This is a genomic window from Streptomyces sp. NPDC043996 (assembly GCF_056435225.1).
In genome coordinates this window covers 153,445-164,924 of the sequence record NZ_JBWKEY010000014.1, presented here as the reverse complement: position 1 = coordinate 164,924, position 11,480 = coordinate 153,445, and the positions used below count along the sequence as shown (strand labels likewise).

8 protein-coding genes are annotated in these 11,480 nt (G+C 71.3%); 6 read left to right on the top strand and 2 right to left on the bottom strand.

Annotation, left to right across the window (positions count from 1 at the left end):
* Positions 1-5: 5 nt before the first annotated feature.
* Entirely contained in the window at positions 6-839 is an 834-nt protein-coding gene (locus tag AC07A4_RS31980; protein WP_478605403.1) for a Fic family protein, read from the bottom strand.
* Positions 840-940: 101 nt separating this feature from the next.
* On the opposite strand from AC07A4_RS31980, the gene AC07A4_RS31975 reads away from it, so the two are divergent.
* A complete protein-coding gene (locus AC07A4_RS31975; RefSeq protein WP_478605400.1) occupies positions 941-1,921 on the top strand; it encodes an ATP-binding protein in 981 nt (326 codons plus the stop codon).
* A gap of 76 nt (positions 1,922-1,997) precedes the next feature.
* On the opposite strand, the gene AC07A4_RS31970 is transcribed toward AC07A4_RS31975, so the two are convergent.
* On the bottom strand, positions 1,998-3,329 hold the full coding sequence (locus tag AC07A4_RS31970) for a polysaccharide deacetylase family protein (RefSeq protein ID WP_478605398.1): 1,332 nt from the start codon (positions 3,327-3,329) through the stop codon (positions 1,998-2,000).
* A 297-nt stretch (positions 3,330-3,626) separates the two neighbouring features.
* Between AC07A4_RS31970 and AC07A4_RS31965 the strand changes: the two genes are divergently transcribed.
* The 5 genes from AC07A4_RS31965 (at position 3,627) to AC07A4_RS31945 (ending at position 11,480) form a co-directional block, all read left to right on the top strand.
* Positions 3,627-6,038: a bifunctional SulP family inorganic anion transporter/carbonic anhydrase gene (locus AC07A4_RS31965; protein ID WP_478605396.1), complete on the top strand. Its 2,412-nt coding sequence runs from the start codon at positions 3,627-3,629 to the stop codon at positions 6,036-6,038.
* Positions 6,039-6,274: 236 nt separating this feature from the next.
* Positions 6,275-8,278, top strand: a complete 2,004-nt coding sequence (gene acs, locus AC07A4_RS31960; RefSeq protein WP_478605394.1) for an acetate--CoA ligase — start codon at positions 6,275-6,277, stop codon at positions 8,276-8,278.
* Between the two features lie 212 nt (positions 8,279-8,490).
* Positions 8,491-9,927: a Na+/H+ antiporter NhaA gene (gene nhaA, locus AC07A4_RS31955; protein ID WP_478605392.1), complete on the top strand. Its 1,437-nt coding sequence runs from the start codon at positions 8,491-8,493 to the stop codon at positions 9,925-9,927.
* A 111-nt stretch (positions 9,928-10,038) separates the two neighbouring features.
* Positions 10,039-10,536, top strand: coding sequence for a phage holin family protein (locus AC07A4_RS31950; RefSeq protein WP_478605390.1), 498 nt, complete (start codon positions 10,039-10,041; stop codon positions 10,534-10,536).
* The gene (locus AC07A4_RS31945; RefSeq protein ID WP_478605388.1) at positions 10,533-11,480 is read left to right on the top strand and encodes an alpha/beta fold hydrolase; all 948 of its coding nucleotides are present in this window, start codon (positions 10,533-10,535) and stop codon (positions 11,478-11,480) included. The genes AC07A4_RS31950 and AC07A4_RS31945 overlap by 4 nt, the downstream gene beginning before the upstream one ends.

Below are 11,480 nucleotides of genomic sequence, written 5' to 3'. Positions count from 1 at the left end.
CGGCCCTACGCCGCGCCCCGCTGCAACGCCTCGCACACCGCCGTCGACTCCCTGGCGCCGAGCTCAACCGCCCTGCCGCAGTGGGCGATCCAGGACGCCACGCCCTCCGGAGTGCCGGACGCGTAGTCCACGAGCGCCGCCGCGTAGGCCGCGCGCCCCAGCTCGGCGTGGCCCGCCTCAGCCGGGCAGATGGACTTCGGGTCGAGGCCGCTGCCCACCAGGACGACGCGCGCGGCAGCCCGCGCGACCAGCCCGTTGTGCGAGCCGAAGGGCCTGAGGACCGCGAGCTCCCCGTGCACGACGGCCGCCGTCACCAGGGCGGGCGCCGAACCGCCGTCGACGATCAACCGCGCGAGCCCCTCCAGGCGCCCCGCCACCTCATCGGCGCCCGGCAGCGGCAGACCCGCCAGCGGCTCCAGATCGGCCAGCGGCTCGTCCACGGGCTCGCCCGCGAGCCGGGGCCGACCCGCCGCCCCCTCGGAGTCCGCCGCGGCCAGCAGGTGCAGCCGCGCCAGGACCCGCTGCGGCGACTGCCGCCACACGGACAGGAGCTGCCCCGCCTCGGCCGTAAGGCGCAGCGCGGCGCCCACGACGCGGGCCTCGCCGTCACCGCTGAAGTCGCTGCGCCTGCGCACCTCTTCGAGGGCCCACTCGGCCCCGGAAAGGACCGCGGAGCCACGGGCTCCGCGCAGTGCCGCCTCCGAAGTGATCTCGTTGCCGCGGCGGCGCATGATCCGGTGCCCATAGACACGGTCCACGGCCTTGCGCACGGACTCCACGGCTTCGGGGACGCCGGGCAGCGCACCCAGCGGGGCCAGCGGATCGGGTGTCGTACTCATGAGTACGACCCTACGCACTGAAGGCCGCGGCCCCACGAAGGAGTGGTCTTCTTCACTCAAGCCCCGCGCCGCCGCAAGGGCCACCACTACGCTAACCGACCATGAAAATCGCTTTCGTGGGGAAGGGCGGCAGCGGCAAGACCACGCTGTCCTCGCTCTTCATCCGACACCTCGCCGCCACCGGCGCGCCCGTCATCGCCGTGGACGCCGACATCAACCAGCACCTGGGCGCCGCGCTCGGCCTCGACGACGAGCAGGCCGCCGAGCTGCCCGCCATGGGCGCGCGGCTGCCGCTGATCAAGGACTATCTGCGCGGCGCCAACCCGCGCATCCCCTCCGCCGAGACGATGATCAAGACGACACCGCCCGGAGAGGGCTCCCGGCTGCTGCGGGTGCGCGAGCACAACCCCGTGTACGAGGCGTGTGCCCGGTCCGTGGAACTCGACGGCGGCGCCGTGCGTTTGATGGTCACCGGGCCGTTCACCGAAGCCGACCTCGGTGTCGCCTGCTACCACTCCAAGACCGGAGCGGTGGAGATGTGCCTGAACCACCTCGTCGACGGCCGCGACGAGTACGCCGTCGTCGACATGACCGCCGGCTCGGACTCCTTCGCCTCCGGCATGTTCACCCGCTTCGACGTGACGTTCCTCGTCGCCGAGCCGACCCGGAAGGGGGTCTCCGTCTATCGCCAGTACAGGGACTACGCACGCGACTTCGGCGTCACCCTGAAGGTCGTGGGCAACAAGGTGCAGGGCCAGGACGACATCGACTTCCTGCGCGAGCAGGTCGGCGACGACCTCCTGGTGACCGTGGGGCACTCAGACTGGGTGCGCTCCATGGAGAAGGGCCGCCCGCCCCGGTTCGGACTCCTGGAGGACACCAACCGCCGCGCCCTGCAGACACTTCAGGACGCCGCCGACGCCACGTACGAACACCGCGACTGGGAGCGGTACACACGCCAGATGGTGCACTTCCACCTGAAGAACGCACAGAGCTGGGGCAACGCCCGGACCGGAGCCGACCTGGCGTCCCAGGTCGACCCCGACTTCGTGCTGCGCGAGCAGACGGTCGCCACTGCCTGAACACCCGGGAGACGCGGGAGGCGCGGCGCGCGCCGGTCCGCCCGGCCCGCGTCTCCCACCCCGGCTGCCGCCAGGGCTACGGCTTGGCCGGTCCCGCCTGCGGCTTGGCCGGTTCCGCGCCCGGCACTCCCTTGGGCGCCGGGGCCGGGCGGGCCGCCAGGAAGGCGGGCCAGCCCTCCTTCGGGGCCTTGCCCACGCCGAGCTTGGTCAGCCTGGCGAGGGTCCCCGGATCCTGGGCGTCCAGCCAGTCGACGAGCTGCCGGAAGGACACGCACCGCACGTCCCGCTTGGTGCAGACCCGCTCGATGGTCTCCTCGATGGCGCGCATGTACGTGCCGCCGTTCCAGGACTCGAAGTGGTTGCCGATGATCAGCGGCGCGCGATTGCCGTAATAGGCGCGGTCGAAGCCCTTCAGCAGGCCGTCGCGCATCTGGTCGCCCCAGTACTCATGCCGGGACGGGTCGCCCTGCGAGGTCGAACCCGACTGGTTCACCATGAAGTTGTAGTCCATGGTGAGCGTCTCGAAGCCACGGCCGGGGACGGGGACGAGCTGCATCGACAGGTCCCACAGCCCCTCCTTCTTCTTCGGCCACAGCTGGTTGTTCACACCGCTGGTGTCATAGCGGAAGCCGAGTTCGCGCGCCGCCCGCATGAAGTTCGCGCGCCCTTCCAGGCAGGGTGTGCGGGCGCCGATGAGTTCCTTGTCGTAGTCGAAGGGCAGCGGCTGACCGCCCTTCGTGCCCGTGTTCGTCCGCCAGGCCTTCACGAAGGACTTGGCCTGCTGGATCTCGCTCTTCCAGTCGGCGACGGACCACTCGCCGACGCCGCGGCCCGCGCCGCAGAAGTGCCCGTTGAAGTGCGTGCCGATCTCATTGCCCTCGAGCCAGGCGCCGCGGAGCTGGTCCACGGTGTCCTTGATTCCCTCGCGGTCGTTGAAGCCGATGTCCGAGCTGCCGGGCAGGTGCTGGGGCGGCTTGTAGAGCCTGCGCTTCTCCTCGGGGAGCATGTACACGCCGCTGAGGAAGTACGTCATCGTGGCGTTGTTCCGCTTGGCCACCTCGCGGAAGTGGGAGAACAGCTTCTGGCCGTCCTCGCCCGCGCCGTCCCAGGAGAAGACCACGAACTGCGGCGGCCGCTGGCCCGGTCTCAGCCGCTCGGGCCGGGGCAGCAGCGGCTGTTTCCCGGTGAAGGCGGTGGAGCCGTCGCCGATGAGGCGGACCGGTGACTTGGGCGCCTGGGCGCCGACCGGCTTCTTCGCCCCGGGCGCGCCCTTCCTCGGCTCGGACCCGCCGTCGCCGCACCCGGCCAGGGCCGCGACGCACACCACGAGAGCGGCGAGTCCGGCAGTGGCCCGCCGGGACGTGACGGCCACCCCGCGCGCGGCGGCCGTCCTCTGCTTGGCGGCCATCTCCGCCCACCTACTTCCATGCATACAGGGACAGAACCCCAGAAACTTCGCACGGAGTGATGGGCCCTACGTTCCGACAAGCCGACGACCTGATTTATTCACTCGTTGGAGTGGTCACTTACCCCATATGCACCGAAAATCCTGCCGTGACCTTTACTCTGCATTACGATTCGTTTACCGAGAGTTGAGTCATCCCGCCGCTGCAACGCCGTGACCCACGGCCGCGACCCGCCCTCCGGCATCCCGTCGGAGGACCCCACGATCCGCGACCGCGCCGCCCCGGAGGAGACGGGAAACATGCCCGCACGCATCCCCACACGCGCCACCGACTCGGCCCACTCCCCCCACCGCCAGCAACCGCACGGCCCGCCGCGGCAGCGCCGCTTCCGCATCGCCGGCGCCGACCTCTCGGCGTCCATCGCCGTCTTCCTGATCGCTCTGCCGCTGTCCCTCGGCATCGCCCTCGCCACCGGCGCCCCGCTCCAGGCGGGCCTCGTCGCCGCCGCCGTCGGCGGCCTCGTCGCCGGACGCCTCGGCGGCTCCCCCCTCCAGGTCAGCGGCCCCGCCGCCGGGCTCACGGTCATCACCGCCGACCTCATCCAGCGCTATGGCTGGCGGACCACCTGCGCCCTCACCGTCCTCGCCGGAATCACCCAGGTCGGCCTCGGCTGTCTGCGCGTGGCGCGCACGGCCCTCGCCGTCAGCCCGGCCGTCGTGCACGGCATGCTCGCCGGGATCGGCGTCACCATCGCCGTCGCCCAGCTGCACATCGTCCTCGGCGGCACCCCCCAGAGCTCCGTGCCGGACAACCTCGCCGCGCTGCCCGCCCAGTTGGCGGACGCGCACCTGGCCGCCCTGTCGATCAGCGCCCTGACCCTCGTGGTCCTGCTCGTCTGGCCCCGCATCCCCGGACGGGCGGGGCGCGCCGCCCGCGTCATCCCGGCCCCGCTGGTGGCGGTCACCGCGGCCACCTGCCTGGCGGGCTCCGCCCATCTGCGCCTGGACAAGGTCGAGCTGCCGTCCTGGCGCAGCCACGCCCTCGCGGGGCTGCCCGAAGGGCCCGCGCTCGGGCTCGTCGCGGCCGTCCTCACCGTGACGCTGGTGTGCAGCGTCCAGTCGCTGCTCGGCGCCGTCGCGGTGGACAAGCTCACGGCCGCACGGGCCCCCTCGGGCACCGGCGTCGGCCGCTCCGACCTGGACCGCGAGCTGCGCGGCCAAGGCGTGGCGAACATCGTCTCCGGCGCCCTCGGCGGGCTCCCGGTCGCCGGAGTCGCCGTGCGCAGCGTCGCCAATGTCCGCGCGGGCGCCGTCAGCCGGAACTCCACGATGCTGCACGGCGTTTGGGTAGTAGCGGCCGCACTCCTGGTCGTGCCCCTCCTGGAGTTGATCCCGCTCGCCGCCCTCGCCGCCCTCGTCATGGCCATCGGCATCCAGATGGTCAGCCTGAACCACATCCGTACGGTCACCCGCCACCGCGAGATCCTCGTCTACGCCGTCACCACCGCCGGCGTCGTCCTGCTCGGTGTCCTCGAAGGGGTCGTGCTCGGCGTCGCCGTCGCCGTGGCGGTCGCCCTGCACCGCCTCGCCCGCACCCGGATCACCTGCGAGGAGGACGCGGACGGTGTCCACCATGTCCACGTCCGGGGCCAGTTGACGTTCCTCGCCGTGCCCCGGCTCAGCCGCTGTCTGCACCACATCCCCCACCAGGCCCACGCCGTCGTGGAGCTGGACGGCTCCTTCATGGACCACGCGGCGTACGAGACGCTGCAGAGCTGGCAGGACGCGCACGCCGCGCACGGAGGCACCGCCGAGATCACCGGCCGCGGCGGCCACCGCATCGCGTACCCCACGAGCGTGTCCCACTGCAGCTGCCGCCCCTGGACGCCCTGGCGCAACCACCACTGCGAGGAGCCCTCGCGGACCCCGCCGAGCGACCGCCCCGAGCCCGCCCACCAGCACCAACTGGCCAAGGGCATCAGCGCCTTCCAGCAGCACACGGCGCCCCGGGTGCGCGGGGAGCTGGCCCGGCTCGCCCGTGAGGGGCAGCGGCCCGCGCAGCTGTTCCTGACGTGCGCCGACTCCCGCGTGGTCACCTCGATGATCACCTCAAGCGGCCCGGGTGACCTCTTCGTCGTACGGAACGTGGGCAATCTGGTCCCGCTGCCCGGATCCGAGAGCGGCGACGACTCGGTGGCGGCGGCGATCGAGTACGCGGTGGACGTGCTGAAGGTCAAGTCCATCACCGTGTGCGGGCATTCGGGGTGCGGCGCGATGCAGGCGCTGCTCGCCTCGCCGCCGTCCGGGGCGCAGACTCCGCTCAAGCGCTGGCTCCGGCACGGGCTGCCGAGCCTGGAGCGGATGGCCGCCTCCAGCGCGGCCGAGGCCCCCGGCAGGCTGGCGCCGCGCCTTGCCGGGCGGGCCCCCGCGGACGCGGTGGAGCAACTGTGCCTGACGAACGTGGTGCAGCAGCTGGAGCACCTGCGAGCCCACGAGGCGGTGACCCGGCGGCTCGCCGAAGGCTCCCTGGAACTGCACGGGATGTACTTCCACGTGGGCGAGGCACAGGCCTATCTCCTGGCTGAAAACGTACGTGTCCCGGACGGCACGGCGACGGCCCCCTCCGGTGCGCCCGAGGAGCCGCCCGTGCTCGACGAGGTGTTCAGCCAAGTGCGGCCCGCACCCCACGCGGAGGCCACCCCGACCGGCTGAGACGACGGCCCGTCAGGGGCTCCCCAGGCCCCACGGCCGCCCCGGCCCGCACCGGCGCCCGGAGCCCCCACCAACTCCCGAAGACCACCCCGGACCTGCGGCGCAGCTCCGTGCCATCCTCTGACTGGGAGGCGCCCCGGCCCGCTCCAGACCCTCGGCGAACCCCTACACCCCACTAAAGGTCTAAACCAATTTCCGGTCAGCCCTTGTCACCAGGGCCGAGTGTCTGATGAGCTGTGGCCTGGGACACAACGGACACCCTGGGAAAGGGAGATGTCGTGAGCAACGAAAGCCTGGCCAACCTTCTGAAGGAGGAGCGTCGCTTCGCGCCGCCGGCCGATCTGGCCGCGCGGGCCAACGTCAGCGCGGAGGCGTACGAGCAGGCCAAGGCTGATCGGCTCGGCTTCTGGGCCGAGCAGGCCCGCCGGCTGAGCTGGGCCACCGAACCGACCGAGACGCTCGACTGGTCGAACCCGCCGTTCGCGAAGTGGTTCAAGGACGGCACCCTCAACGTCGCGTACAACTGCGTCGACCGCCATGTCGAGGCGGGCCTCGGCGACCGCGTGGCCATCCACTTCGAGGGCGAGCCGGGCGACAGCAGGGCCATCACCTACGCCGAGCTCAAGGACGAGGTGAGCCGCGCGGCCAACGCCCTGACCGAACTGGGCATCGGCAAGGGCGACCGGGTCGCCGTGTATCTGCCGATGATCCCGGAGGCGGTCGTGGCGATGCTGGCGTGCGCCCGCATCGGCGCCGCCCACTCGGTGGTCTTCGGCGGCTTCTCCGCCGACGCCATCGCCGCGCGCATCAAGGACGCCGACGCCAAGCTCGTCATCACCGCCGACGGCGGCTACCGCAGGGGCAAGCCCTCCGCGCTGAAGCCCGCCGTGGACGACGCGCTCACCCGCGAGGACGTCCAGGGCGTCGAGAAGGTCCTGGTCGTGCGGCGCACCGAGCAGGACGTGGCCTGGACCGAGGGCCGCGACCTGTGGTGGCACGACGTGGTCGGCCGCCAGTCCGCCGAGCACACGCCGGAGGCGTTCGAGGCCGAGCAGCCGCTGTTCATCCTCTACACCTCGGGCACCACGGGGAAGCCGAAGGGCATCCTGCACACCTCCGGCGGCTATCTGACGCAGGTGTCGTACACCCACCACGCGGTCTTCGACCTCAAGCCGGAGACCGACGTCTACTGGTGCACGGCCGACATCGGCTGGGTGACCGGCCACTCGTACATCACGTACGGGCCGCTGTCGAACGGCGCGACCCAGGTGATCTACGAGGGCACGCCGGACACCCCGCACCAGGGCCGCTTCTGGGAGATCGTGCAGAAGTACGGGGTGACGATCCTGTACACGGCGCCCACGGCGATCCGTACGTTCATGAAGTGGGGCGACGACATCCCCGCCAAGTTCGACCTGAGCAGCCTGCGGGTGCTCGGTTCGGTCGGCGAGCCGATCAACCCCGAGGCGTGGGTCTGGTACCGCAAGCACATCGGTGCCGACAAGTGCCCGATCGTGGACACCTGGTGGCAGACCGAGACCGGCGGCATGATGATCTCGCCGCTGCCCGGCGTGACCGAGACCAAGCCGGGCTCCGCGCAGCGGGCCCTGCCCGGGATCGCGGCGACCGTGGTGGACGACGAGGCCAACGAGGTGCCGAACGGCGGCGGTGGCTATCTGGTCCTCACCGAGCCGTGGCCGTCGATGCTGCGCACCATCTGGGGTGACGACCAGCGGTTCATCGACACCTACTGGTCGCGCTTCGAGGGCAAGTACTTCGCGGGCGACGGCGCCAAGAAGGACGACGACGGCGACATCTGGCTGCTCGGCCGGGTCGACGACGTGATGCTCGTGTCCGGGCACAACATCTCCACCACCGAGGTGGAGTCGGCGCTCGTCTCGCACCCGTCCGTGGCCGAGGCGGCCGTGGTCGGCGCGGCCGACGAGACCACCGGTCAGGCGATCGTCGCCTTCGTGATCCTGCGGGGCTCGGCGTCGGAGTCCGCCGACCTCGTCGGCGAGCTGCGCAACCACGTGGGCGCGACGCTCGGCCCGATCGCCAAGCCGAAGCGGATCCTGCCGGTGGCGGAGCTACCGAAGACCCGCTCGGGGAAGATCATGCGGCGGCTGCTGCGTGACGTGGCGGAGAACCGCCAGCTCGGCGACGTCACGACGCTCACGGATTCCTCCGTGATGGACCTCATCCAGTCGAAGCTCCCGGCCGCGCCCAGCGAGGACTGACCCGCACAGCGGCAGCTCAAGGCCCCCGGCGCTCCTCGCGCCGGGGGCCTTTTTGCGCCTGCCGATGTGCCCTTTTGTCCTTAAAGTGACATTCACCGGACGCATCCGCCGCACCCCACCTGCCCCCCGTCCAGGCGATTAGGTAAGCTAAAGATCAACGTCAACAAAGCGATAAGAAAAACACCCTAGGTGCGCCGGGAAGTCTGGTCGGCATGAGCTCAGCCCTGCCTACCCGACGGAGGTCGACCCCTGTGGCCGCGCCCACCAGCAGCAAGCGCAAGATTCTCGGACGCCTCTCCCTGCCCGAGCGCACCTTCGTGGCCGATGCCCTGCGCACCGAGACCGTCGGCGGCGTCCTGCTGCTCATCGCCGCCATCACCGCCCTGATCTGGGCGAACACCCCGCTCAAAGAGAGCTACGAGAGCGTCAGGGACTTCCATCTGGGCCCCGGCTCGCTCGGCCTCGACCTGTCCCTCCAGCACTGGGCCGGCGACGGACTGCTCGCCGTCTTCTTCTTCGTCGCCGGCATCGAGCTCAAGCGCGAGCTGGTCGCGGGCGATCTGCGGGACCCCAAGGCCGCCGCCCTTCCCGTCATCGCCGCGATCTGCGGCATGGCCGTACCGGCGCTCGTCTACACGCTGGTCAACACCGTCGGCGGCGGCTCCACGGACGGCTGGGCCGTCCCCACCGCCACCGACATCGCCTTCGCGCTCGCGGTCCTCGCGGTCATCGGCACCTCGCTGCCCTCGGCGCTGCGCGCCTTCCTGCTGACGCTCGCCGTCGTCGACGACCTCTTCGCGATCATGATCATCGCGATCTTCTTCACCAACGACCTGAACTTCGCCGCGCTCGGCGGCGCCGCGATCGGCCTCGCCGTCTTCTGGCTGCTGCTGCGCAAGGGCGTACGGGGCTGGTACGTCTACGTCCCGCTGGCCCTCGTCATCTGGGGCCTGATGTACAACAGCGGCGTGCACGCCACCATCGCCGGTGTCGCCATGGGCCTGATGCTGCGCTGCCACAAGGTGGAGGGCGAGCGCCACTCCCCCGGCGAGCACATCGAGCACCTGGTGCGGCCCCTCTCCGCGGGCCTCGCGGTGCCGCTGTTCGCGCTGTTCAGCGCCGGTGTGGCGGTCTCCGGCGGCGCGCTCGGCGATGTCTTCACCCAGCCCGAGACCCTCGGCGTGGTGCTCGGGCTCGTGCTCGGCAAGGCACTCGGCATCTTCGGCGGCACCTGGCTCGCCGCGCGCTTCACCAAGGCCGAACTCAACGACGACCTGGCCTGGCCCGATGTCTTCGCGGTCGCCTCGCTCGCCGGAATCGGCTTCACCGTATCCCTGCTCATCGGCGAACTCGCCTTCAGCGAGAACCCGGCGCTGGCGGACGAGATCAAGGCCGCCGTGCTCGTCGGCTCCCTGACGGCGGCCGTGTTCGCCGGGATCCTGCTGAAGATACGGAACGCCAAGTACCGCGCGATGTGCGACGACGAGGAGCGCGACGAGGACCTCGACGGCATCCCGGACATCTACGAACAGGACAATCCGGACTATCACTTGCGGATGGCGGCGATCTACGAGAAGAAGGCCGCAGAGCACCGCAGGCGTGCACACATGTCGGCCGGGTCGGGCGATCGGGACCTTGGTCCGGCATGATCTGACCAGAACCTTCCGCGCCGCGCCGGGTACGCGTCTCGCCGAGCCGCACTCGTCGAGCCGCGCCCCGGGCGCACGCGGACCGGCAGACACAGAAATGAGGAGTACGCGATGAGCGCACCCGACGGTCCCGTCGGCACCGAACGCAGCCTCGGCCAGCTCGTCTCCGCGGCGAGCAAAGAGATGTCGGAGCTGGTGCACGACGAGATCGCGCTGGTCAAGGCGCAGCTGACGCAGGACGTCAAGCGCGGTGCGATCGGCAGCGCCGCGTTCATCGCGGCCATCGCCGTTCTCATCTTCTCGCTGCCGATGCTCAGCTTCGCCCTCGCCTACGGCATCCGCACCTGGAGCGGCTGGAACCTGGCCATCTGCTTCGTGCTTTCGTTCGCCGCCAACGTCCTGGTGGCCGCCGTGCTCGCCTGGATCGGCGTGATCTTCGCGAAGAAGGCCGCGAAGGGCAAGGGCCCGCAGAAGGCGGCCGCGGCGGCCAAGGAGACCGCCGCCGTCCTGTCGAACGTCAAGCCGCGTCCCCGGGCCGTGAGCCCCACGGGTGCCCTTGAGCTCGAGCCGGGTGAACGAGCCAAGGCTGTGGCACGCTCGACTTCATGACGGACCCCGCCAGTACCCCGCAGCACTCCTTGGCCACCCCCTCCGCCGTCCGGATCGAAGGACCCTGGACGCACCGGGACGTCGCCGCCAACGGCGCCCGCTTCCACATCGCGGAGCTCGGCGACGGGCCGCTGGTGCTGCTCCTGCACGGCTTCCCGCAGTTCTGGTGGACGTGGCGGCACCAGCTGGTCGCGCTCGCCGACGCGGGCTTCCGCGCGGTGGCGATGGACCTGCGGGGGGTCGGCGGCAGCGACCGCACCCCGCGCGGCTACGACCCGGCCAACCTGGCCCTCGACATCACCGGCGTCGTCCGCTCCCTCGGCGAGCCGGACGCCGCGCTCGTCGGGCACGACCTGGGCGGCTATCTGGCCTGGACGGCCGCCGTGATGCGGCCCAAGCTGGTGCGCCGCCTCGCCGTCTCCTCGATGCCGCACCCGCGGCGCTGGCGGTCGGCGATGCTGCGGGACCGCAGGCAGACCGCGGCGGGCTCGTACGTGTGGGGCTTCCAGCGGCCGTGGCTGCCGGAGCGTCAGCTGGTCGCCGACGACGGGGCCCTGGTGGGGCGTCTGATCCGGGACTGGTCGGGGCCGCGCCTGCCGGACGACGCGGCGGTGGAGACGTACCGCCGCGCGATGTGCATCCCGTCCACGGCGCACTGCTCGATCGAGCCGTACCGCTGGATGGTGCGGTCCCTGGCCCGCCCCGACGGCATCCAGTTCAACCGCCGCATGAAGCGGCCGGTGCGGGTGCCGACACTGCACGTACACGGGTCCCTCGACCCAGTGATGCGCACCCGCAGCGCGGCCGGGTCCGGGGAGTACGTCGAAGCGCCGTACCGCTGGCGCCTGTTCGACGGCCTCGGGCACTTCCCCCACGAGGAGGACCCGGTGGCGTTCTCCAACGAGCTGGTGGGCTGGCTGAAGGACCCCGAGCCGGACCGCTGA

What these genes read in the sequence shown, in the direction of transcription:
- AC07A4_RS31980 (WP_478605403.1), bottom strand. Translation starts at nt 839, where the DNA reads ATGAGTACGACACCCGATCCGCTGGCCCCGCTGGGTGCGCTGCCCGGC.
- AC07A4_RS31975 (WP_478605400.1), top strand. Translation starts at nt 941, where the DNA reads ATGAAAATCGCTTTCGTGGGGAAGGGCGGCAGCGGCAAGACCACGCTG.
- AC07A4_RS31970 (WP_478605398.1), bottom strand. Translation starts at nt 3,329, where the DNA reads ATGGCCGCCAAGCAGAGGACGGCCGCCGCGCGCGGGGTGGCCGTCACG.
- AC07A4_RS31965 (WP_478605396.1), top strand. Translation starts at nt 3,627, where the DNA reads ATGCCCGCACGCATCCCCACACGCGCCACCGACTCGGCCCACTCCCCC.
- nhaA (WP_478605392.1), top strand. Translation starts at nt 8,491, where the DNA reads ATGAGCTCAGCCCTGCCTACCCGACGGAGGTCGACCCCTGTGGCCGCG.
- AC07A4_RS31950 (WP_478605390.1), top strand. Translation starts at nt 10,039, where the DNA reads ATGAGCGCACCCGACGGTCCCGTCGGCACCGAACGCAGCCTCGGCCAG.
- AC07A4_RS31945 (WP_478605388.1), top strand. Translation starts at nt 10,533, where the DNA reads ATGACGGACCCCGCCAGTACCCCGCAGCACTCCTTGGCCACCCCCTCC.